The following is a 21,907-nucleotide window of genomic DNA, read 5'->3' as shown; positions in this document are numbered from 1 at the left end:
CTATTCGATCACTAACATTCCTTCTTTGATAGCGAAAGGATCTTTTTCATTGATACGGTCATAAAACATAATACCATTTGTATGATCAATTTCGTGTTGCACAACGATAGCATTATACCCTTTTAGTTTGATGCGGTGTTTTTCGCCTTCTTTGTCAAAATAGTCAACAGTGACACGTGCATGGCGAACAACATAACCAGAAACTTCGCGGTCAACTGATAAGCATCCTTCTCCTTCAGCAAGTGCCGCATCTTGGACAGAATGTGCCACTACTTTAGCATTATACATAACTGTTTGTAAAGCATAGGTCTCCTTAGGGGGATTGCCATCTTTGTTTGGCATGTTTGGAACTAAGACGGCAATAATTCGCTTAGAAATATCTAGTTGTGGAGCTGCTAGACCAACCCCGCCGCGAAGCCCCATTTTTTCAGCTATTACAGGATCTTGTGAATTTTTCAAAAATTGAAGCATCTTTTCACCCAAGATAATTTCTTGATCTGTAAGTGGAAAAGTAACGTCTTCTGCTACTGCTCGAAGCGTTGGATTCCCTTCACGAATGATGTCATTCATATCAATTGAATGAGCCGGTTTTGTTAATTTTTCAATAACAGACATCTTTTCTCCTTTGTTTTCAAATTGGATTTTTATTCCAAGTTAAATTGTTTTGATATACGTTAAATATAACATAAAATAGAGGAGAAAGAAAGGAGAAAGAAATACAAGTAAATAGCAATGTAAAGAATGTGTGTACAAATAAATTAGTAAAAAATTAGTTTATTTTGCTTAAAGTTTCTAGCAAAAATATGTATGACATGTACTTGGGCACCTAAAATATTACTAGTAAAAAATAAGATTACTTTTTAAGTAGGGGAACCAGAACGACTGCAAACTTTTTAAATTGTACCGAGGAATTATCTCATTCTGAGATTCTTTATGTAACAGGCCCAGAGGTGCTTAACTATCCTCAAGAGTTAGAAATAGCAGCAGAAAGCCTTTGTAAACACTGGGCTAAAGTGAACAGACAATCTCTTAAAATAGTCTGTAGTCCTTATTTGTAATCTTCCAGACTGCTGGAAGATTATTTCTATCGTTTATTTGATAAGGTTCAAAAAGGCACAACCGCTCATGTCGAAAAGCACCCCAATGAAATTGCGAATTTTATCAATTCAGAAGATTTAGTAGAGCTGATCAGCAAAATTTTTGATAGTTGGAATGAGCAAACAGAAATTTTAAACATTTATAATCCGTTTGAAATTACTTTTCAGCATGTTGCAGAAAAGTTAGAAGAGCTGGCATTCTCTAACAGTAAAATAGTGATTGATTCCAAATCACCTGAACTTTGTCTTTACCACTCCATAAGATGAAGATAATTTAAGACAACTTATGGATGGTTTATTCATTATTCACTTTTAGATGATCTAGCCGATTTGTATAAAAATTTTATTAAAGAAAGTAAAAAATCGAATAAGACTTATCAAAAGATAGCTGAGATTTTATTTGCTTTTTTCTTGCCTAGGGTATTGAGCGCAATGTTGAACGTTTTTAATTAATTGACATCTGTTTGCTTTTTGTTAGTTTGATTAATATTATTTTTGGAACAATCTATGGAATTTTTGCAGGAAGTCTTTCTATAATCGGATTATTTGTAGCAACTATTTTTTTCTGGGAGAAATTGGCAATCAATCGTCTATAACACAGATAGATGGATTTCCTTTGCGGCTTATATGTTTGTCGCTCTTATTTGTGGGATTATCCAGATGAAATACCAAGATGAGAAGGAAATGTTAGAAAAAGAAAATCAGTTGCTAAATGAAAGAAATGAATTGTTATCTATCTCATATGAGGATGCAGCTTATAATCGCAAAAAATACTGCATCCGAGTGTATAATTTCCGTGAACGTAGTATCAAGCTGGAAAGAAAGAGAAAATTTGAAAATTATATAAAGAAACAGATCCTCTAACACGCGAGGAAACAGAGAAAATTATTCAAGGAGACTATGCATTTCTGCTTCATAGTCCTCATGCCTTATGTCGTGAGTTTTACTTTGAGTGTATGACAAATGTAAAATGAAATCAATGTTGTATCTTATGCGCAGTCTTGATTTCTTTTTTGTTTTCATACGTTGCTAGATTGCGTCTTTTCGTAAAAAACTGTATGATAGTGGTAGTGTGATTTTAGAAAGAAGATAAGATGAAAAGATTCATGGAAAAAGCTAGCATCTTGGCTTTATCACTGGTTTTAACAACGGCATTTTCAATTTCTAGTAGCTTGCCGGCTATGTTCCAGTATTATAAGAATTACTCTTCCAGCCAAGTAGAATTATTGGTCTCCTTACCGTCCATTGGAATCATGTCTTTGTTGATGTTTAATAGTGTTTTGGAACGCTTTGTATCTGAGCGGTTCATGATTATACTAGGGCTAATTCTGTATTCTATTTGTGGTCTTATCCCATTTTTCAATCAATCTTATAATCTCGTTTTTGCTTCGCGCTTTGTTTTTGGGTTAGGTCTAGGTATGATGAATCCTCGAGCAATTGCCATTATTAGCGAGCGCTTTCAAGGGAGAGAGCGTGTGCAAATGTTAGGTTATCGTGGTTCAGCGGAAGTTGTTGGGATGGCCTTGTTGACTTTAGCGGTCGGACAACTCTTACACTTTGGTTGGACAACTACATTTTTGGTTTATACAGTTGGTTTCATCGTTTTGGCACTGTATCTTATGTTTGTTCCTTATGAAAAGAATGAATCCGATAAGCATAAACATCTCAAATCTGTTCGTAAAATGACTAGAAAACAAATAAATTTGAGTATCTTTTTAGCTTTCATAGCTGGTATGATTGTTTGTGCTAATGTCGCTATCACTTTACGGATCCCTAGTCTAGTCTTACAGGCAGAGATCGGCAACGCTGAAACAGCCAGCTGGATTCTTAGCTGTATGCAACTAGTGGGAATTTTGGCTGGTGTTAGTTTTGCCAGTCTAGTGAGCGTATTGAAAAATCGCTTATTGACAATAACGGGAATTGTTTTTGGTCTAAGTCAAGTGATGATTGGATTTTCAAGTCAGATTTGGCTCTTAAGTTTGAGTGCTCTTTTGGCTGGCTTTGCTTATAGTGTATCTCTAACAGCGGTGTTTCATATTGTATCGGAGAAAATCCCTACTCATTTGGTAAATCGTGCAACAGCGATTGTCGTTTTGGGTTGCAGTAGCGGTGCTTCGGTATCAACATTCGTCTTATCTTTGATTGGAATCATTTCTTCTGCCCCAATCTTTATTTTTAGTGTATTAGGAGTTTTCATGATGGCAACGTCAACTTTAGCGGCTTTTGTCACTCATAAACAAAACGAGGAAAAAGATGCGATTAGATAAGTTTTTAGTAGAAATGGGGCTTGGTTCACGAACAGAAGTCAAGCAACTTTTAAAGAAGAAACAAGTTTTGGTCAACGGAAAGGCTGTCACATCAGCGAAAGTACAAGTAGATGAATATCAAGATGAAATTTCAGTCAATAAGCGAGTATTGGACTATGAAAGATTTGTCTATTATCTTTTAAATAAGCCGAAAGGCGTCATTTCAGCTACTGAAGATGCTAACCATCAAACAGTTTTGGATTTGTTAGATGAAAGTGCACGCCAGAAAGAAGTTTTTCCAGTTGGACGACTTGATATTGACACTCACGGACTTTTGTTATTAACCAATAATGGTGCTTTGGCACATGCGATGTTGTCTCCTAAAAAACATGTAGCAAAAGTTTACCGTGCAAAAGTAGATGGCATCATGACTGAAGAAGATAGGATACGCTTTGAAGCAGGAATAGAGCTTAAGGACTTTACCTGTCAGCCTGCAAAGTTGACCATAGTAAAAGTAAATGAAGAGCAGCAGACTTCTCTTGTAGAGATTACAATTTCTGAAGGAAAATTTCATCAAGTGAAGCGAATGGTTGCAGCTTGTGGTAAAAAAGTAGCAGACTTAGAGCGCCTTGCTATGGGACCATTAACTTTGGATAAAGAGTTGGTAACAGGAGCTTTTCGTCGTTTGACACAGGAAGAAATAAAAAGTCTCAAACGATTTGGCGTAGAACTCTTATAATTTGTATCAGTTGACAAAAACTTTCCTTCTTGGTAAAATAAGAATGTCATAGAGACAAATAACTTCTTCTTGGTTGCAGGCCATGCCAAACCTGTCACTCGGATGAAGCGTAAAGAAAAGGAGCTTATCATGGCAATCTCAAAAGAGAAAAAAAATGAAATCATTGCACAATATGCACGTCACGAAGGTGACACTGGTTCAGTAGAGGTACAAGTAGCTGTCCTTACTTGGGAAATCAACCACCTTAACGAACACATCAAACAACACAAAAAAGACCACGCTACTTACCGTGGTTTGATGAAGAAAATCGGTCGCCGTCGTAACCTTCTTGCATACTTGCGTAAGAACGACGTTAACCGTTACCGTGAGTTAATCAACTCTCTTGGACTTCGTCGCTAATCTTGCGTCTAAAACGTTTCTATACTTCGTTGGCTTCGCCTCGATGTATCATCAGTACAATCTTCGGCTCGTCGCCTTGTCTATAAACGTTTTATCCAGCAAGAATCATGATGTTAAGGGCGCCAAAAATCCGTATGAAATAGGGAAACAATATAGTGTTCGATGAACACAAGGAGTTTCATCTTTTTTACTAGGATTTTAGCCCGAGCTCAAATCAGCTCTCTGACTTCAGAGGGCTTTGTGTTTTTATCAGCATGCTTAGGCCGTGTTCAATTGAGCATATCTTGAAAATGAGGCTACTCTAAATTGGGTAGCCTTTTTGTTTTGTATGGATTTTAGCCCGAGCTCAAATTAGCTCTCTGATTTCAGAGAGTTTTTTATTTTGTGACTTTTAGTCCGTCTCGCTCCGTAAGGTGCGAGACAAATAAACCACTTATTATGCGGGTGCGCAATGTTGGTTATACCCAAAAACTCCAAATGCGATACAATAAAGATATTCAGGATTACGATAAAGCGAAAGGGGAAAATATGACGTAAAAAGGTATATAGTTTATCTTATACAAAATAAAAGGGAGTGAGACAGAACCCATTTTGAAAAAAATCTAGTCCGTTGTCTTACTCCTACGAGGATGATTAGGCGCTCTTCCGAGCTTGAAAAGCAATAGACTTGAGAACTTGCTTTGCAAAATCCACCAATTCAAAGTCGTGTTTTTGACACATCCTTATGGATGTTTTATTTCCGACATCCAATAATCCAGTAGACTATTGGAGTGGTTAGCTGTAGCATCGTTAATTTATTAAACGGTCTCCTTTGAAGCTAGAAACTTTCGTCCCAGTCTCCAATCATGTGTGCTTGTAAACTACCTGTTTGATGGGAATTATGATGGAAAACAATGTCTCTTGTTACAAGATCTCATTTCTCTTTTTAATATATTGTAGGAATGTATTTTACCAAGGCAATCCCGCTTCTGCAATTTCCTTCTTTGAAGCATATTGACCATTTGGGCGATGCCATCTGCCCCTTTTATCTCTAAAATAGCCACTAGCAGCTACAGTCTCTTCTTGTTGAGATGCTGCTTGTCTCTCTGCCTCTTGTCGAGCTTGCTCAGCTCGTTGCTGAATTGCATTTTGTACAAGATTAATTCGATGTTGAAGAGCTCCTTTTTTATTTGGCTCGGTAATTTGCTCAACGGCAGCTTGAGCTGGAGCAATGTTCTCGGCTACTTGATTATCCTCAAGTTGTTTAACAGCCTGTTCACCTTGCTGGGTGATGCGCTGAATTTGAGCTTCTTTTTGAGCCTGTTCTTCTTTAGCTTTTCTCTCTGCCGCCTCTTTTTGTTTTCGCTCTTCCTCCGCTTTCTTCTCTTTCTTTTCTTTTTCGAGTTTTTCTTCTTTTTCTCTACTAGAATCGGAGTTTGAGGAGGAACTGCTTGCTTTTGAAGAGTTTGAAGATGAAGTTCTAGATGTAGAAGAAACTACTTGAGTTTGACTTTGTTGGCTTTCGGAGGATTCAAGATTGAATTTACTTACTGTATAGCTTCCTAGTATTCCTATTATCGCTGCAGCAATTGCTATATTTCTTTTGAAAACACTTGGATTTCGCTTTGCGAAATACCAAATACCCAAAACACCACCTAGAAACATTAATGGCATTGTAATTGGAGCCAATAAGATGATTAGAACAACACTCATGATAGCAAGAACGATGTTGAGCCTAGAATTATTTTTCCACTTTTTCATATTTCCCTCACATAAATTGGTTTTCGAAAATATCATATCACAACTTATTATCGCTTTCAATAACTAGGAAGTGAAATTTTTCAAATTACCACAAACTTAAAAATTTTGTTTTAAATCAATTCATATAAAACAGCTTCAAATTGAAATCTGAAGCTGTGTAGATAATCTATTCTCCTAATTCCTCGCTGTAGGTAATAATCTGATCAACTGTATCAGACAAGAACTGAATTGTGTCGCGGAGTGGTTTGTCTGTGGAAATGTCGGCTCCGATGATACGAGCAGTCTCAAGTGGCGTTTTACTTCCACCAGATTTGAGGAAGGTGAGCCAATCGTGAGCTCCATTTTTGTCATTTTTCAAATGAAGATAGCCGGTAGTAGAGATGACAAGTCCAGCAGAGTAGGTATAGCTGTATAGCCCCATATAATAGTGACTTTGCCGCATCCAAGTGAGCGCAGCATCATCGTCGATTTCGACTGCATCCCCCCAAAACTCGGTAAGAACTTCTTTCATAATACTGTTAAGCTTCGTTGCTCCAAAAGTTTCGCCTGTTTCAACGAGATTATAAACCCGGCGTTGGAAGGCTGCTTCCAAGAGATGGGTGATAAAGTTATGGAAGTAAGTGTCCGTTAGACGGTGAGCGAGTGCAAATCGCTTTTGACGTGGATTGTCAAATTGATGTTCCAAATAGTCGCTAAGTAAGAGTTCGTTGAAGGTAGAAGGAGCTTCTACGTAATAGGTCGACATGTGGGTATTGAAATAGCTTTGACTATTGTCAGAGAAGATGAACTGACCAGAGTGACCAATTTCATGAATCAGAGTATACACATCACTCATACGGCCTGTCCAGCTCATAAGAACATAAGGATGCACGCGATAAGGATCAGTGGCATAGCCGCCAGAGTCCTTGCCAGCATTCGCTGCAAAATCCACCCAGCGCTCTTTTTGGTAATTGGCAATTTCGCGTGTATATTCTTCTCCGAGTGGAGCAACGGATTTCATCACTAAGTCATAAGCGTCCTCAATAGTGACATCAGGATTGAGTGCACTGTCCAAGTCCAGCTTCCAATCTGCAAAGGTCATTTTTTCGAGGCCGTTGATCTTAGCAACGTGCTTGAGGAACTTTTGTGCAACAGGTGCAAATTCAGTCATGATGAAGTCAATTTGCCGATCGAACATAGAGCGATCTACCTCTTGCTCAGCCAAAAGATAGTCAAAGACAGAGTCATAGCCTTTCATATCTGCTAGAAGCTTTTCAGATTTGACCTGAGCCAGATAGGCAGCAGCAGCAGCATTTTGGTGCTGACGAAGGCCTTCTGAGAAAGAGCGGAAAGCTTTTTCACGGATTTCTGCATTTTCGTGGTTTTGATAGAAATTCTCATAGGTAACAAAGCTGTTTTTATAAACTTTGCCGTTTACTTCGAAGTCAGCCATGGCAAAGTCGCCAGCCCGCATCTTAGTGTAAATATCCTGTGGGCTGTAAAAAACTTCACTAAGATTTGTCAGAGTCTTTTCGACATCAGCCCCTAAGTAGTGAGCTTTTTGGATTTTTGCTTGGCGAATTGCGGCAGTCAAATGTGATAGTTGTTCGAGACGATTAAGAATTTCTTCGTCAGCATTGACCAAGGCTGCATCAAAGAAGCTGAGAGCAACGTTAGCTTCTGTTTCGAAATCTGTACCAGCTTGCGCAATCTGTGCAAAGTTTTCATCACCGTAGTCCGTTGTTTGTGGCATAAAACTGTAGTTGCCGATATGACTTCTTTGAATATAGATTTGTTCCAATTCAGCAAAGGCCTTTTCAAAATCCTCAAAAGTATGAAGGTTGTCCTTATAATCCCGTATGAACTGGTTAATGTCTTCACGAGTTTTTTCAATCGCCCGTAGGAAATCTTCACGGTCTTGATAGAGAGCTGTTAAGTCCCACAGTTCCTTTTCTGGAAACTCAGAACGTTGTTTTTGTTCAACCATATCTATTCTCCTTGTTACTAGCTTTCTTTCTAGTATAGCAAAAAATAAGAATAATAGATAACATTTCAAAAATTCTTGCTAAAAAGCTATTTTAAGGCTTTTTCTTTTGGTATAAAATATGATAAAATAAAGTTTATACGTGCTTGATACAAAGATGAGGATAGACAAAGTATAAAAACGCTTAAACTTTCTATCAACAGTCGCGGCTATGGCAAAAGGTGTGCTGAACAGGATAATGAGTTATTTTATTGAAACAAAGCTTATGCCTAATTATGCAAGCAGAAATTTTTGGAGTGGAACTCAGGATTCATTTTTAATATCCTAAATCTATCTTGATCTTTGTAGGCAAGACGTATAAAAAATTAGAAATTGAGTATAGACTCAAAGAGGAATAATTATGGTAAAACAAATATTTAAAACCACTTTTGCTGGCAAAGAATTAGTGGTTGAAACTGGACAAGTGGCGAAGCAAGCGAATGGTAGCGTAGTGGTGCGCTATGGTGAAAGTACCGTTCTGACAGCAGCCGTTATGTCAAAGAAAATGGCGACTGGCGATTTCTTCCCGCTTCAAGTCAATTATGAAGAAAAGATGTACGCAGCTGGGAAATACCCTGGTGGCTTTAACAAGCGCGAAGGACGCCCTTCGACGGACGCGACTTTGACCGCTCGCTTAATCGACCGTCCTATTCGTCCCATGTTTGCGGAAGGTTTCCGCAATGAAGTTCAGGTTATCAATACCGTTCTTTCTTATGATGCGGATGCTTCAGCACCTATGGCAGCTATGTTTGGTTCATCTCTTGCGTTATCAATCTCAGATATTCCTTTTAATGGTCCAATTGCTGGTGTGCAAGTTGGCTATGTCAATGGAGAATTGGTCATCAATCCAAGTCAAGAACAAAAAGAAGCTTCGTTATTGGAATTAACCGTTGCAGGAACTAAAGAAGCGATTAACATGGTGGAATCTGGTGCCAAAGAATTATCAGAAGAAGTGATGCTGGAAGCCCTTTTGAAAGGTCATGAAGCAGTGAAGAAATTGATTGCTTTCCAAGAAGAAATCGTGGCAGTAGTTGGAAAAGAAAAAGCAGAAGTTGAGCTTCTTCGTGTTGATGAAGAATTGCAAACAGAAATTGTAGCCGGCTATAATGCTGATCTTCAAAAAGCCGTTCAGGTAGAAGAAAAATTAGCTCGTGAAGCCGCAACGCAAGCAGTCAAAGACGAAGTAATAGCCCTTTACGAAGAAAAATATGCTGACCACGAAGAATTTGACCGCATCATGCGTGATGTGGTTGAAATTTTAGAGCAAATGGAGCATGCAGAAGTACGGCGTTTAATTACTGAGGACAAGATTCGTCCAGATGGTCGTAAGGTAGATGAAATTCGTCCATTGGATGCTGAAATTGACTACCTGCCACGAGTGCATGGCTCTGGTCTCTTTACTCGTGGACAAACTCAGGCTTTGTCTGTCCTGACTTTGGCACCGATGGGCGAAACACAAATCGTTGATGGCTTGGATCCAGAATACAAGAAACGCTTTATGCACCACTATAATTTCCCACAATATTCCGTAGGAGAAACGGGACGTTATGGTGCACCTGGACGCCGTGAAATCGGTCATGGAGCTCTTGGTGAACGTGCACTAGCGCAAGTACTTCCTAGCCTAGAAGATTTTCCTTATGCGATCCGTTTGGTAGCAGAAGTTCTTGAGTCAAATGGTTCATCTTCACAAGCCTCAATTTGTGCTGGGACACTTGCTCTTATGGCCGGTGGGGTACCAATTAAAGCACCTGTAGCTGGGATCGCCATGGGGCTCATTTCAGATGGTAGCAACTACACGATTTTAACAGATATTCAAGGCTTAGAAGATCATTTCGGAGATATGGATTTCAAGGTGGCTGGTACACGTGAAGGAATTACTGCTCTTCAAATGGATATCAAGATTGAAGGAATTACTGCTGAAATCTTGCAAGAAGCATTGGCTCAAGCTAAAAAAGCACGTTTTGAAATTTTAGATTTGATTGAACGTACGATTCCAGCTCCCCGCACAGAACTCGCTCCAACTGCTCCGAAGATTGACACCATTAAGATTGATGTTGATAAGATTAAGATTGTCATTGGTAAGGGCGGTGAAACGATTGACAAGATTATCGCAGAAACTGGCGTAAAGATTGATATAGACGAGGAAGGAAATGTTTCTATTTACTCTAGCGATCAAGATGCGATTAATCGTGCTAAGGAAATCATTACAGCTCTTGTGCGTGAAGCGAAAGTAGATGAAGTGTATCATGCAAAAGTGGTTCGAATTGAGAAATTCGGTGCTTTTGTCAATCTATTTGACAAGACAGATGCCTTAGTGCATATCTCTGAAATGGCTTGGACGCGTACTAATAAGGTTGAAGATTTGGTACAACTTGGTGATGAAGTAGATGTCAAAATCATCAAGATTGATGAAAAAGGTCGTGTGGATGCTTCTATGAAAGCATTGCTTCCGCGCCCTCCTAAAGAGGATAAGGAGAAAAAACATCATCATAAAACACATAAAGAGCATAAAGTTGTTCGAGAAGAAAAGGCACAAGACTAGAAAGGTAGCTAAGTGTTTACTTTCAGTCTAAAGCTAGAAAGGAGTCATCATGGGTTGGTGGAAAGAGACAATAGCGATTGTAAAAGAAAATGATCCAGCAGCTCGCTCCTTGCTCGAGGTGCTGTTGACTTATCCTGGTATTAAGGCTTTAGCAGCTCATCGGATTTCTCACTTTCTTTGGAATCATGGTTGTAAACTCTTAGCTCGGATGCATAGTCAATTTTGGCGTTTTTGGACCCAGATTGAGATTCATCCGGGAGCAAAGATTGCTTCGGGTGTTTTCATTGATCACGGGAGTGGCTTAGTGATTGGTGAGACGGCTGTTGTGGAAAAAGGAGTGATGCTTTATCATGGTGTTACTCTTGGAGGAACTGGCAAAGATGCTGGGAAACGTCACCCAACGGTTCGCCAAGGCGCACTCATTTCCGCTCATGCGCAGCTCATTGGTCCGATTGAAATCGGTGAAAATGCCAGGGTAGGAGCGGGTGCAGTAGTGGTGGCGGATGTACCAAGTGATGTGACAGTTGTTGGTATACCGGCTAAAATCGTCCGTGTGCATGGTCAAAAAGATACTCCAACTATCAAGAATTTAGAAGAAATCCGCGAAGAAAGTTATTACTCATCTAAATTGTAGTGAGAAATGGTTGAATGTAGGCTCAAAAGAAGGTGTATATAGCGTGCTATTAGAGGAATTTGAAGATGTAGCTGGGGTTATTGAACCAACAGATAGGCAGGTTATTGCTAAGGGAGAGATTTGTAAAACTATCATCTTGTCTTTTAACGGAGAAATTTTGAAACGTTTGATTGAGTCAGAAGAAGTTTATCCAGGAGGCTGTTTAAAAAATCTAAACGGTCAATTTCTTTGGTATATATATAAATGTGATGAAAATAAAGTTGCGGTCATGACAGCGCTTATTGGAGCTCCATCAATGATTGGCCAATTGGAGGAATTGGCAGCCAGAGGTTTCAAGAATTTCATCATTCTAGGTTCTTGTGGCGTTTTGGATCACTCGATTGAAGCGGACAGGATTATCCTGCCTGCTGCTGCTTTGCGAGATGAAGGCACTAGCTATCACTATGCCCCACCGGGTGATGAAATCGTTTATGACGAGCCCCTATTGATTCAGCTGGAAGCTATCTTTGACAAGCACGATATTGAGCATATCCGCGCCAAGTCTTGGACGACTGATGCCTTTTATCGGGAAACGCCTGATAAGGTCAAGCGTCGCTTAGCTGCTGGAGCCCAAGTGGTGGACATGGAAACTTCCGCTATCATGGCTTGGAGCCAATTTCGCAAGACTAAAGTCTATCAGTTCTTCTACACAGCTGACTATGTGAATCATCATAACCAAACCTGGGATGCTCGCCATAACGAACGGAAGGCTGATGCCATGACTTTTTTCACGATCGCTTTGACAATAGCAAAGGAACTAGAAAGGAACTGAGTAGGGATAGAAAGTTTGAAAATAGAGAACTGCTTCTGTAGTCATTCTTATCTACTTTCTGAACACTCTCAGCATCGAAAACATGATCAAAATCTATGATACTATGACCCGCAGCCTGCGTGAATTTATGCCCATTGAGGAGGGCAAGGTTCGCATGTATGTCTGTGGTCCGACGGTTTATAACTATATCCATGTCGGCAATGCCCGCTCAACAGTAGCTTTTGACACAGTTCGTCGCTATTTTGAGTATCGGGGATTTGAGGTCAACTATATTTCCAATTTTACAGATGTAGATGATAAAATTATCAATCGGGCCAAGGACGAAGGCATCACTCCCAAAGAAGTGGCGGACAAGTATATCGCCGCCTTTCGCGAAGATGTGACGGCTTTGGGTGTCAAGCCGGCTACCCGTCATCCGCGTGTTGTGGAGTTTATGGCGGATATCATCCGCTTTGTGGAGGACTTAATTGACAAGGGCTACGCTTATGAGTCAGAGGGTGACGTCTATTTCCGTGTGGAAAAGTCTCACAACTATGCCAAACTAGCCAATAAAACCTTGGCAGACTTGGAGTTGGGCGCTTCTGGTCGGACAGATGAGGAGACTGCTCGCAAGGAAAATCCAGTAGATTTCGCCCTCTGGAAAGCTGCCAAGTCAGGCGAGATTTCTTGGGACAGTCCTTGGGGGCCTGGTCGTCCGGGCTGGCATATCGAGTGCTCGGTCATGTCGACAGAGATTTTAGGCGACACCATTGATATTCACGGTGGTGGAGCAGACTTGGAGTTTCCTCATCATACCAATGAAATCGCCCAGTCAGAGGCCAAGACTGGTCAAACTTTTGCCAACTACTGGATGCACAATGGCTTTGTCAATATCGACGATGTCAAGATGTCCAAGTCGCTAGGTAATTTTATCACCGTTCATGATGCCCTCAAGACCATTGATGGTCAGGTGCTGCGTTTCTTCTTTGCTACCCAGCATTACCGCAAGCCGATTAATTTCACGGAAAAAGCTGTCCATGATGCAGCGATTAATCTCAAATATTTGAAGAATACCTATGAGCAGCCTTTCACTGATCAGGCAGATTCAGTTCAGCTTCAAGTCTTGCTGGATAAGTTCACTGCCGCTATGGACGAAGATTTCAATGCAGCTAATGGCATCACGGTTGTCTTCGAGCTAGCCAAGTGGATCAACTCAGGCAACTACACCGCTGAAGTCAAGGAAGCCTTTGCTAAGCTTTTAGAAGTTTTTGGCATCGTCTTTGTAGAAGAAGTCTTGGATGCGGACATTGAACGCTTGATTGAGGAGCGCCAGGTGGCGCGTGCTAATCGGGACTTTGCGACTGCAGACCGTATCCGGAATGAATTAGCTGCTCAGGGCATTAAGCTTTTGGATACCAAGGACGGAGTGAGGTGGACCCGTGATTGATGTCAATCTCATAAACGGTATTGCTTTGGCTTTTGAAGGGGATGCTGTCTACTCAACTTATATCCGTCGTCATTTAATTTTCCAAGGCTTAACCAAGCCCAATCAGCTGCATAGGGAAGCGACTAAGTATGTTTCGGCTAAAGCGCAAGCCAATCTCATCTCTCTCATGCTAGAAGAGGGAATCCTGACAGAAAAGGAAGAAGAAATCTACAAGCGTGGACGCAATGCCAATAGTCATACAAAAGCTAAAAATGCGGATATCATTACTTATCGCATGTCTACAGGCTTTGAGGCTATTATGGGCTACCTACATATGACGGGAGCTATTGAGCGCTTAGAAGAGTTAATTGACTGGTGCATTGTCAGAGTGGAGAACACAAATCATGATAAAAAGTAATTTGTTAGAATGGTTTCCTCAAGGGAAGTTTCAATCCAATCCGAGCGTAAAAGAAGATGAAGTGGCAATTCCCTTATCAAAAAATCAATGGCTGTTATTAAAAATGAGTAGCTTGACAGAAAGAGAACAACAGCTTGTTTCTTTACTGACTGGAGAAGAGTCAGCGTTTGATGGTGGACCTTGGTACGATTATCTGGTTCATAGTCGTGGCAAATTGCCAAAAAGTGTACAAAAGATACAATTTGTTCATTGTCATTTATTCCATTATGAAAATGAAACAATCGGATCTTGGTTAGAAATGATGCGGACCATACTGCCCAATAGAATAGCAGATTTTCAGCTGTCTTCTCAGGATTATATCTTTGTACTAGATCAAACGCAACTTATCCCCGTAAAAGCTGTCCTTCGTGATACTTTATCAGCCATCGAATATGACTTTAGCTTAACTCTGACAATTCAAATCGGACAGATTTGGTCTCAAATGTTTGAAGAGAGCTACTCTGAGCTATTTCGAGCAGAGAATACCCTTTTTGCTAAATGGTGGGAACAAGCTCAGCATTCTAATGTCCATTCTTTTTCCCAACTCTTTTTATGGGGGATTAGCCAAAAGGATTTCATATTGCCACTCTTAACGAAGAAACTTCATCAATTGATTGAAAGTCAGGATCAGCTCGTTGATATTATTGCCGCTTTGTGGGAAAATACAGCGGTTGTGACAAAAGCTGCTCAGCAGTTGTATATTCATCGGAACACGTTACAATATCACATCGATAAATGGGAAGAATTGACGGGTTTACAGCTAAAAGACCTAACAGATTTGACGCTATGTTATCATGTTATTTTAACTGATTTATTCTAATGTTTTGTGCACCCTGCACAAGACATTTTCTTTTAAATTTGTTCACATTGCCATAGAAAAATAAAGCGTTTTCATATAGAATGAAATCATAACAACAAAGGAGTTCTATTTTATGGTAGAATTAAATTTAAAAAATATTTACAAAAAATATCCAAACAGCGAACACTACTCTGTAGAAGATTTCAACTTGAATATTAAAGATAAGGAATTTATCGTTTTCGTAGGACCTTCAGGCTGTGGGAAATCCACTACACTTCGTATGATTGCTGGTCTTGAAGATATTACAGAAGGTGAATGCTCAATTGATGGACGCGTGGTCAACGATGTGGCGCCAAAAGACCGCGATATTGCTATGGTTTTCCAGAACTATGCTTTGTATCCACACATGACCGTGCATGACAATATGGCTTTTGGTTTGAAACTTCGTAAATACAGCAAGGATGATATTGAAAAACGTGTAAATGAAGCAGCGGACATTCTTGGTTTGAAAGAATTCTTGGATCGTAAACCAGCTGACCTTTCAGGTGGTCAACGTCAACGTGTAGCCATGGGACGTGCCATTGTCCGTGATGCAAAGGTATTCCTGATGGACGAACCACTTTCTAACTTGGATGCGAAATTGCGGGTATCCATGCGTGCAGAAATCGCTAAAATTCACCGTCGTATTGGAGCAACAACTATCTATGTTACCCACGACCAAACAGAAGCGATGACCTTGGCTGATCGTATCGTTATCATGTCTGCAACAAAGAATCCTTCAGGAACGGGTACAATTGGACGTATAGAACAAATCGGTACCCCACAAGAAGTTTACAAAAACCCAGTTAATAAATTTGTTGCAGGCTTTATCGGAAGCCCAGCGATGAACTTCATCAATGTAACTTTGAAAGGTGATGAAATTGTAGCACAAGACCTTTCTCTGAAAGTACCAGAAGGTGCCTTGAAGGTACTTCGTGAAAAAGGCTATGAAGGCAAGAAACTCATTTTTGGTATTCGTCCAGAAGACATCAATACAGAAGCTGCTTTCCTTGAAACCTTCCCAGATTCAGTAGTACATGCTAAAATCTCTGTATCCGAATTGCTTGGTTCGGAATCTCATTTGTATTGCCAAGTGGCTGACAATGAATTTATTGCTAAAGTAGATGCTCGTGATTACCTCAAAGCTGGAGCAGGTATTGACCTTGGCTTTGACTTGAACAAAGCACACTTCTTTGATCCAGAAACAGAAAAGACAGTTTATTAATTTACAATGCCTTTAGAATAACTAATAAGAGAATGCAGGATGCCTTGTTTTTAATACAAGACTCCTGCATTTTTTATAGAAGAAAATTTGGATTTAACGGTAAAGTGATTTATAAAATAAGAAGAAGCGTTTTAAATTTTATGTTATACTAAAGTCATGGAAAATAACGATATTGTATACGGTGTACATGCTGTGACGGAAGCTCTCATGGCCAATACTGGAAATAAACTCTATATTCAAGATGATCTACGTGGGAAAAATGTTGCTAAGATGAAAGATTTGGCAGCAGAAAAAAAGGTTTCCATTTCTTGGACTACCAAAAAAATACTACAAGAAATGACAGATGGTGCCGTTCATCAAGGTTTTGTCTTGCGTGTTTCAGAATTTGCTTATACGGATTTTGAGGCGATGTTGAAAATGGCAACTCAGGAAGACAATCCTCTCTTGCTCATTTTAGATGGTCTAACAGATCCGCATAATTTAGGCTCTATTTTACGGACGGCTGATGCGACAAATGTTACAGGCATCATTATTCCGAAGCATCGAGCAGTTGGTGTCACGCCGGTCGTTGCTAAGACCTCTACAGGAGCTGTAGAGCACGTTCCGATCGCTCGGGTGACCAACCTCAGCCAAACTTTGGACAAGCTGAAAAATGCAGGTTTTTGGATTTTTGGAACGGATATGAATGGAACTCCGTCTACTAAGTGGAATACAGCAGGCAAACTCGCTCTGATTATCGGCAATGAAGGTAAAGGCATTTCTACTAATATTAAAAAGCATGTAGATGAAATGATTACCATTCCTATGAATGGACATGTGCAGAGCCTTAATGCTAGTGTGGCTGCAGCCATTCTCATGTATGAAGTGTTTAGAAATCGCTTATGAAAAGACAAATTTTACTAGTTTATGCTTGCCAGATGACTGCCTTTTGAAAGGGAACTGGTCCATTTTTAAACCAGGGCGAACGGAGTGTAGAACGAAATTTTTTCCTGATAAGTTGAGGAATGAGGCTGATTTTTAAGATTTGGAAAGAATTTGTGACTTCAATGCTCCAAGATATGCTTAGTGTTCGTCAGAACTTATTCAGTGTGACAGTCGTTTTGATTGATGAGAACGAAATGGTAGATGATGGCATTGAATATGAGGTAGCAAACCACGAGCTCAATCATCTGTGGTAATGCGCAATTTAAATGAGCAGTGGACTGTCTTTACCCAAGGAGCTTTGCGTGTTTCGGCTTGTGAACTCGAAAAGCGAGTAGCTATTACAAAGTCGGATCTGAATCAAATGAGCCAACAGCTTCAAATGGGAAAACCACCTTTATGTCCTATGGACAATCCAACCTTACGCAATTTATAGAAAATGATGGAGAAAAAAGAAAGATGACTTTTAAGATTTTAACGGATTCAACAGCAGATCTTCCAGAAAGCTGGGCTTTAGAAAATGATGTTCAAATTCTCGGTCTGACCATTCAGCTGGATGGAGAGACATATGAAACAGTCGGAGATAAGAAACTAACGAGTGAGCAGCTTCTTTCTAAAATGGAATCCGGTAGCCAGCCGACAACTAGTCAAATCAATGTTGGCCAGTTTGAAGCTATCTTTCGTCACTATGCTGAGATTGGCATGCCAGTCCTTTATATTGCTTTTGCATCTCTTTTATCAGGAACTTATCAGAGTGCAGTCATGGCACGGGATATAGTTTTAGAAGATTTTCCAGAAGCTGTCATCCAAATGATAGATACCAAGGCTGCATCTATGGGAGAAGGTCTTTTAGTGATGAAAGCGGTAGAGGCAAAAACTGCTGGGCAAAGTTTAGAACAGGTAGTAACCTTGATAGAATCCTTACTGCCAAAAGTGCGTACTTATTTCCTCGTGGATGATTTGAACCATCTCATGCGAGGCGGACGGATTTCAAAAACGGCAGCTCTCATGGGGAATTTGGTCAATATCAAGCCAATTATTGCTGTTAAGGCAGATGGTAGGCTAGATTCTGTGGCTAAAGTTCGTGGCAAGAAAAAAGCTCATGCTGAAGTAGTGCGCATGACTTTGGAAGGTATTTCTGATCCACGTGTGGTAATTGCTTATGCAGGGTCAAACAGTCAGGATGTGGCTCAAGTATTAAAAGAGCAACTTCTTCTGTCAGATCAAGTTAATGAAGTTTTAATCCTACCATTAGGACCCGTTATTGCTACCCACACTGGTCCTGGAACTTTGGGATTATTTAGTATTGCCTATGAAAATCAAGATTAAACGGAATGAAACCGTTCTTTCATAAATAATTTACCAAATATATTGACTTTTACCCCTAAAATTTGGTATGATAGTAGGCGGTATTGTTTACCCCATTTGTAAGGCCCCGGAACCTTCCAAATAACTTGCGGACCGGAACATCCGCTCTGTAAACAAAAACGATATTCATATAGGAGAAATCATGAACAAAACAACATACATGGCTAAGCCAGGTGAAGTTGAACGGAAATGGTACGTAGTAGACGCTACTGATGTACCTCTTGGACGCCTTTCTGCTGTTGTAGCAAGCGTGCTTCGTGGAAAAAATAAACCAACTTTTACACCTCATACTGATACAGGTGACTTCGTAATTGTTATCAATGCTGAAAAAGTAAAATTAACTGGTAAAAAGGCAACTGATAAAGTTTACTACACTCACTCAATGTACCCAGGTGGATTGAAATCTATTACTGCTGGTGAACTCCGCTCTAAGAACGCTGTTTGCTTGATTGAGAAATCAGTTAAGGGTATGCTTCCACACAATACTCTTGGCCGTGCTCAAGGTATGAAATTGAAAGTATTTGTAGGTGCTGAGCACACTCATGCTGCACAACAACCAGAAGTTCTTGATATTTCAGGACTTATCTAAGGAAAGGAACAAATAAGCTATGTCACAAGCACAATATGCAGGTACTGGACGTCGTAAAAACGCTGTTGCACGCGTTCGCCTTGTTCCAGGAACTGGTAAAATCACTGTAAACAAAAAAGATGTTGAAGAGTACATCCCACACGCTGACCTTCGCCTTGTCATCAACCAACCATTTGCAGTTACTTCAACTGTTGGTCAATACGACGTTCTTGTAAACGTTATCGGTGGTGGTTACGCTGGTCAAGCAGGAGCTATCCGTCACGGTATCTCTCGTGCCCTTCTTCAAGTAGATCCAGACTTCCGCGATTCACTCAAACGCGCTGGTCTCCTTACTCGTGATGCCCGTATGGTTGAGCGTAAGAAACCAGGCTTGAAAAAAGCTCGTAAAGCATCACAATTTAGTAAACGTTAAAACTTATTTACACTTACTGAAAGCATTTCGTATCAACAATACGGGATGCTTTTTTGTTCACCCTAAATATTTGTAATTAGGTGATGCTTGAAATTGATACAAATTTGGTTATTTTTAATAAATCTAAATACCCGTTTATAGTTCACTTGTTGTCCAGGTAAAACTAAAAGGACTCAGTCCTGTGCAATACAGAACTAAATCCTTTGGATAAATTATTGATCTAACTATTTGGGTGCATTTCAACAGAACTAAATCCTTTACTTAAATTATTTGTCTAACTTTTTGGGGTCAGTACAGTTTTAATAAATTTGCGCTTTTTTATTCTACTTTTCTTGACTAGCTCATGAAATATCAAGGAATGTTGAAGAAAGAAACAGCCTCTGATTGACTTATAGTGAACTATAAGTGATATAATATTCTGAGAGGAGGAAGTGATTGTTATGCAAAACAACATTCATACCATCACAGAAGTTAGTGAAAAATACCAAATTAGTAGCAATACTCTACGCTATTATGAACGTATTGGTCTATTGCCAGATATACCGAGACAGTCAAATGGGAACCGTTATTTCACAGAGAATAATTTAAAGTGGCTAGAAATGATTATCTGTTTAAGACATTCTGGCATCCCAATTGAGACTTTGGTAAACTACGCAGAGCTATTGAAACAAGGTAAGGGAACGGAAAAAGAGCGTGAGAACTTACTCCGTGAACAGTTGGCAACCTTATATCAAAAGCAAGCTAACCTTCAGCGTTCCATAGATCGTTTGGAGCATAAAATATCCCTATATGAATCTGGTGATATTGCGCAAGAGCTCTCCTATTTTGAAGAGTATGCTATTTTGTCAGACGAAAAAGATAGTTGGAAGGAGATTGATGTATGAAAATAGATGTATTTGCCCATGTATTGCTGCCTCAGTTTTACCAAAAAATGTTGGCCCTTGACCCAGCCTTACCACAAAAAATGTCTTTTTTGCAAAATCCTATCCTACAAGACATGGAAAAAAGGCAGGCTTTACAAGAACCAGCTGTCAAACAGATTATTTCATTTGTCAATCTCAACCCAGAGGATTATCTAGAGGCAGAGCCAGCTTTAGCTCTGGTTCAAGAAGCCAATCAAGAACTCTTTGAAACTGTTCAGGTCTATCCAAATCAATTTTTTGCTGGTGTGGCCATGCTGGCCCTGAACAATATTGAGGGAAGTCTGGAAATTTTGGAAGACTTTGTCGCTAAAAATCCTGAAATTGTTGGAGTACAGTTGTTTTCAAGACATCTTGGGCTTTCCATTGCAGATCAAGGATTCAGACCAATCTTTGAAAAATGTGCAGAATTGGATATTCCTATCTGGTTGCACCCTGTATTTGACAACCGCAAACCAGATAATAACATTGTCTTTTCATGGGAATATGAGCAAAGTCAGGCCATGTTGCAATTGGTGGAAGCAGGCATTTTTCAAGACTACCCTAACTTGAAAATCATCGTCCATCATGCAGGAGCCTTGGCACCATTTTTTAGTGGACGGATTCAGTACATTTTGCCGGAAAAACAGGTGGAGGACTTCCGCAAGTTCTATGTGGACACCGCTATCTTAGGCAATCCAAAGGCTCTAGAATTAACTATCGATTATTTCGGTCTGGACCGTGTTCTCTTTGGAACAGATGCACCTCTGGGGATTGCACCTGCTGGGGCTACGCAAGTCATCTCAGAAGCTATTGACTCCTTGCCCTTATCTCAGGAGGATAAGCAAGCCATTTACTCTGAAAATATCAAACTATTACTGAAGGAGGCAAAATAGATGAGTAAGCCAGTTGTTCATTTATTTCATCTGGGAATTGATGAGAAAAATCGTGATAGTTTTTATCAAGTGGGTGTGGAAAATTTCCAGACCTCTTATGAAGAGGAAGCAGGTACTCTTGCCATGTACGCCAGTTCTCTGAGAGAAAATCCGTTGGAGTACAAAGTTTTTGAGGTCTATGCAGATGAGGCGGCCTACCAAAGTCATCGGAATTCTCCGCACTACCAAGCCTATGTAGAGCAGGTGGGGTCCCAACTCACCAAGCGGGAGGTCTTCGAGGTAGAAGCCTTGTTTTTGGAGGAAAAACTGCCATCTGGAGTATGGCGAGGACCAGAACACCATTTCCTAAAATTTGCTCAGGTTCAAGTGGAGGCGGGGAGTGAAAAAGCTTTTGAAAGTAGTGTCCTGCTGAATATGCAAACGTCTATAAAAGAAGAAGGAAGTGTTTTAGCCATGTATGCCGTCAAGGATTGTCAGCAACCGAATCTTTATTATTTCTACGAAGTGTATGCAAGCGCAGAAGCTTACGAAGACCACCTCTTAAGTCCGCATTTTAAACGCTATCTTTCAGAGACGCAGGACTTGGTGGAAGAAAAAATCTTACTTGACTTAGAAAATAGTATAGCAATCTCAAAAGGGAAAATAGCCTTTTCTGACTAATTTGTATCAACTATCTTTCAGTGCTAT

Annotated in this window: 22 protein-coding genes and 1 pseudogene; 20 read left to right on the top strand and 3 right to left on the bottom strand. The window is 40.0% G+C overall.

What is annotated here, in order from left to right; translation table 11 throughout:
• Window positions 1-615 carry a peptide deformylase gene (gene def / locus SCSC_RS07815; protein WP_003070685.1) on the bottom strand — a complete coding sequence of 205 codons (615 nt, stop codon included), beginning with the start codon at window positions 613-615 and terminating at the stop codon, window positions 1-3.
• A 1,244-nt stretch (window positions 616-1,859) separates the two neighbouring features.
• Here def and SCSC_RS09570 point away from each other — a divergent pair.
• From SCSC_RS09570 to rpsO, 4 genes and pseudogenes are all read left to right on the top strand, one after another.
• Window positions 1,860-2,065, top strand: a pseudogene (locus SCSC_RS09570) (polyphosphate polymerase domain-containing protein); the annotation flags it as partial.
• Between the two features lie 126 nt (window positions 2,066-2,191).
• Entirely contained in the window at window positions 2,192-3,364 is a 1,173-nt protein-coding gene (locus SCSC_RS07805; RefSeq protein ID WP_006270290.1) for an MFS transporter, read from the top strand.
• Window positions 3,351-4,082, top strand: coding sequence for a pseudouridine synthase (locus SCSC_RS07800; protein WP_006270232.1), 732 nt, complete (start codon window positions 3,351-3,353; stop codon window positions 4,080-4,082). Before SCSC_RS07805 ends, SCSC_RS07800 begins: the two co-directional genes overlap by 14 nt.
• Before the next feature lie 129 nt (window positions 4,083-4,211).
• Window positions 4,212-4,481: a 30S ribosomal protein S15 gene (rpsO, locus tag SCSC_RS07795; protein ID WP_001018251.1), complete on the top strand. Its 270-nt coding sequence runs from the start codon at window positions 4,212-4,214 to the stop codon at window positions 4,479-4,481.
• A 948-nt stretch (window positions 4,482-5,429) separates the two neighbouring features.
• On the opposite strand, the gene SCSC_RS07790 is transcribed toward rpsO, so the two are convergent.
• Together SCSC_RS07790 and pepF are read right to left on the bottom strand one after the other, a co-directional pair.
• Window positions 5,430-6,221, bottom strand: a complete 792-nt coding sequence (locus tag SCSC_RS07790) for a mitofilin family membrane protein (protein WP_006270301.1) — start codon at window positions 6,219-6,221, stop codon at window positions 5,430-5,432.
• A gap of 166 nt (window positions 6,222-6,387) precedes the next feature.
• Window positions 6,388-8,187 carry an oligoendopeptidase F gene (gene pepF, locus SCSC_RS07785; protein WP_006270251.1) on the bottom strand — a complete coding sequence of 600 codons (1,800 nt, stop codon included), beginning with the start codon at window positions 8,185-8,187 and terminating at the stop codon, window positions 6,388-6,390.
• Between the two features lie 397 nt (window positions 8,188-8,584).
• On the opposite strand from pepF, the gene pnp reads away from it, so the two are divergent.
• The 16 genes from pnp (at window position 8,585) to SCSC_RS07705 (ending at window position 21,880) form a co-directional block, all read left to right on the top strand.
• On the top strand, window positions 8,585-10,765 hold the full coding sequence (gene pnp, locus SCSC_RS07780; RefSeq protein ID WP_006270268.1) for a polyribonucleotide nucleotidyltransferase: 2,181 nt from the start codon (window positions 8,585-8,587) through the stop codon (window positions 10,763-10,765).
• Window positions 10,766-10,814: 49 nt separating this feature from the next.
• Window positions 10,815-11,399 carry a serine O-acetyltransferase gene (gene cysE / locus SCSC_RS07775; protein ID WP_003070672.1) on the top strand — a complete coding sequence of 195 codons (585 nt, stop codon included), beginning with the start codon at window positions 10,815-10,817 and terminating at the stop codon, window positions 11,397-11,399.
• A gap of 43 nt (window positions 11,400-11,442) precedes the next feature.
• Window positions 11,443-12,210: a nucleoside phosphorylase gene (locus tag SCSC_RS07770; RefSeq protein WP_037565964.1), complete on the top strand. Its 768-nt coding sequence runs from the start codon at window positions 11,443-11,445 to the stop codon at window positions 12,208-12,210.
• A gap of 82 nt (window positions 12,211-12,292) precedes the next feature.
• Window positions 12,293-13,636: a cysteine--tRNA ligase gene (gene cysS, locus SCSC_RS07765; protein WP_022524564.1), complete on the top strand. Its 1,344-nt coding sequence runs from the start codon at window positions 12,293-12,295 to the stop codon at window positions 13,634-13,636.
• Window positions 13,629-14,033 (top strand): Mini-ribonuclease 3, encoded by a 405-nt coding sequence (locus tag SCSC_RS07760; protein ID WP_006270300.1) that lies wholly within the window; start codon window positions 13,629-13,631, stop codon window positions 14,031-14,033. The genes cysS and SCSC_RS07760 overlap by 8 nt, the downstream gene beginning before the upstream one ends.
• A complete protein-coding gene (locus SCSC_RS07755) occupies window positions 14,020-14,892 on the top strand; it encodes a helix-turn-helix domain-containing protein (protein WP_006270243.1) in 873 nt (290 codons plus the stop codon). Before SCSC_RS07760 ends, SCSC_RS07755 begins: the two co-directional genes overlap by 14 nt.
• Before the next feature lie 112 nt (window positions 14,893-15,004).
• Window positions 15,005-16,135 carry an ABC transporter ATP-binding protein gene (locus SCSC_RS07750; protein ID WP_006270295.1) on the top strand — a complete coding sequence of 377 codons (1,131 nt, stop codon included), beginning with the start codon at window positions 15,005-15,007 and terminating at the stop codon, window positions 16,133-16,135.
• Between the two features lie 156 nt (window positions 16,136-16,291).
• Window positions 16,292-17,020: a 23S rRNA (guanosine(2251)-2'-O)-methyltransferase RlmB gene (rlmB, locus tag SCSC_RS07745; RefSeq protein WP_022524563.1), complete on the top strand. Its 729-nt coding sequence runs from the start codon at window positions 16,292-16,294 to the stop codon at window positions 17,018-17,020.
• 119 nt (window positions 17,021-17,139) lie between these two features.
• Window positions 17,140-17,313 carry a hypothetical protein gene (locus tag SCSC_RS09565; RefSeq protein ID WP_022524562.1) on the top strand — a complete coding sequence of 58 codons (174 nt, stop codon included), beginning with the start codon at window positions 17,140-17,142 and terminating at the stop codon, window positions 17,311-17,313.
• Complete coding sequence (locus SCSC_RS09560) at window positions 17,313-17,492, top strand: NYN domain-containing protein (protein WP_006270271.1); 180 nt, start codon at window positions 17,313-17,315, stop codon at window positions 17,490-17,492. Before SCSC_RS09565 ends, SCSC_RS09560 begins: the two co-directional genes overlap by 1 nt.
• Window positions 17,493-17,515: 23 nt before the next feature.
• Window positions 17,516-18,385 carry a DegV family protein gene (locus SCSC_RS07730; protein ID WP_022524561.1) on the top strand — a complete coding sequence of 290 codons (870 nt, stop codon included), beginning with the start codon at window positions 17,516-17,518 and terminating at the stop codon, window positions 18,383-18,385.
• 181 nt (window positions 18,386-18,566) lie between these two features.
• Complete coding sequence (rplM, locus tag SCSC_RS07725; protein WP_006270233.1) at window positions 18,567-19,013, top strand: 50S ribosomal protein L13; 447 nt, start codon at window positions 18,567-18,569, stop codon at window positions 19,011-19,013.
• Between the two features lie 19 nt (window positions 19,014-19,032).
• On the top strand, window positions 19,033-19,425 hold the full coding sequence (gene rpsI, locus SCSC_RS07720; protein WP_003026228.1) for a 30S ribosomal protein S9: 393 nt from the start codon (window positions 19,033-19,035) through the stop codon (window positions 19,423-19,425).
• Between the two features lie 440 nt (window positions 19,426-19,865).
• On the top strand, window positions 19,866-20,309 hold the full coding sequence (locus SCSC_RS07715) for a MerR family transcriptional regulator (protein WP_006270217.1): 444 nt from the start codon (window positions 19,866-19,868) through the stop codon (window positions 20,307-20,309).
• Window positions 20,306-21,220 carry an amidohydrolase family protein gene (locus SCSC_RS07710; RefSeq protein ID WP_006270210.1) on the top strand — a complete coding sequence of 305 codons (915 nt, stop codon included), beginning with the start codon at window positions 20,306-20,308 and terminating at the stop codon, window positions 21,218-21,220. Before SCSC_RS07715 ends, SCSC_RS07710 begins: the two co-directional genes overlap by 4 nt.
• Complete coding sequence (locus tag SCSC_RS07705; protein WP_006270262.1) at window positions 21,221-21,880, top strand: putative quinol monooxygenase; 660 nt, start codon at window positions 21,221-21,223, stop codon at window positions 21,878-21,880.
• The last annotated feature ends 27 nt before the right edge of the window (window positions 21,881-21,907 follow it).

The sequence above is a fragment of the Streptococcus constellatus subsp. constellatus genome, from assembly GCF_023167545.1.
Classification (GTDB): domain Bacteria; phylum Bacillota; class Bacilli; order Lactobacillales; family Streptococcaceae; genus Streptococcus; species Streptococcus constellatus.
The sequence above is the reverse complement of the archived record's forward strand: the minus strand, read 5'-3'. Positions and strand labels throughout refer to the sequence as shown.

What these genes read in the sequence shown, in the direction of transcription:
- rpsI (WP_003026228.1), top strand. Translation starts at nt 19,033, where the DNA reads ATGTCACAAGCACAATATGCAGGTACTGGACGTCGTAAAAACGCTGTT.
- SCSC_RS07800 (WP_006270232.1), top strand. Translation starts at nt 3,351, where the DNA reads ATGCGATTAGATAAGTTTTTAGTAGAAATGGGGCTTGGTTCACGAACA.
- SCSC_RS07710 (WP_006270210.1), top strand. Translation starts at nt 20,306, where the DNA reads ATGAAAATAGATGTATTTGCCCATGTATTGCTGCCTCAGTTTTACCAA.
- SCSC_RS09560 (WP_006270271.1), top strand. Translation starts at nt 17,313, where the DNA reads ATGCGCAATTTAAATGAGCAGTGGACTGTCTTTACCCAAGGAGCTTTG.
- SCSC_RS07705 (WP_006270262.1), top strand. Translation starts at nt 21,221, where the DNA reads ATGAGTAAGCCAGTTGTTCATTTATTTCATCTGGGAATTGATGAGAAA.
- SCSC_RS07755 (WP_006270243.1), top strand. Translation starts at nt 14,020, where the DNA reads ATGATAAAAAGTAATTTGTTAGAATGGTTTCCTCAAGGGAAGTTTCAA.
- rpsO (WP_001018251.1), top strand. Translation starts at nt 4,212, where the DNA reads ATGGCAATCTCAAAAGAGAAAAAAAATGAAATCATTGCACAATATGCA.
- cysE (WP_003070672.1), top strand. Translation starts at nt 10,815, where the DNA reads ATGGGTTGGTGGAAAGAGACAATAGCGATTGTAAAAGAAAATGATCCA.
- SCSC_RS07790 (WP_006270301.1), bottom strand. Translation starts at nt 6,221, where the DNA reads ATGAAAAAGTGGAAAAATAATTCTAGGCTCAACATCGTTCTTGCTATC.
- SCSC_RS07730 (WP_022524561.1), top strand. Translation starts at nt 17,516, where the DNA reads ATGACTTTTAAGATTTTAACGGATTCAACAGCAGATCTTCCAGAAAGC.
- SCSC_RS07750 (WP_006270295.1), top strand. Translation starts at nt 15,005, where the DNA reads ATGGTAGAATTAAATTTAAAAAATATTTACAAAAAATATCCAAACAGC.
- cysS (WP_022524564.1), top strand. Translation starts at nt 12,293, where the DNA reads ATGATCAAAATCTATGATACTATGACCCGCAGCCTGCGTGAATTTATG.
- SCSC_RS07805 (WP_006270290.1), top strand. Translation starts at nt 2,192, where the DNA reads ATGAAAAGATTCATGGAAAAAGCTAGCATCTTGGCTTTATCACTGGTT.
- pepF (WP_006270251.1), bottom strand. Translation starts at nt 8,187, where the DNA reads ATGGTTGAACAAAAACAACGTTCTGAGTTTCCAGAAAAGGAACTGTGG.
- pnp (WP_006270268.1), top strand. Translation starts at nt 8,585, where the DNA reads ATGGTAAAACAAATATTTAAAACCACTTTTGCTGGCAAAGAATTAGTG.
- rplM (WP_006270233.1), top strand. Translation starts at nt 18,567, where the DNA reads ATGAACAAAACAACATACATGGCTAAGCCAGGTGAAGTTGAACGGAAA.
- rlmB (WP_022524563.1), top strand. Translation starts at nt 16,292, where the DNA reads ATGGAAAATAACGATATTGTATACGGTGTACATGCTGTGACGGAAGCT.
- SCSC_RS09565 (WP_022524562.1), top strand. Translation starts at nt 17,140, where the DNA reads ATGAGGCTGATTTTTAAGATTTGGAAAGAATTTGTGACTTCAATGCTC.
- SCSC_RS07715 (WP_006270217.1), top strand. Translation starts at nt 19,866, where the DNA reads ATGCAAAACAACATTCATACCATCACAGAAGTTAGTGAAAAATACCAA.
- def (WP_003070685.1), bottom strand. Translation starts at nt 615, where the DNA reads ATGTCTGTTATTGAAAAATTAACAAAACCGGCTCATTCAATTGATATG.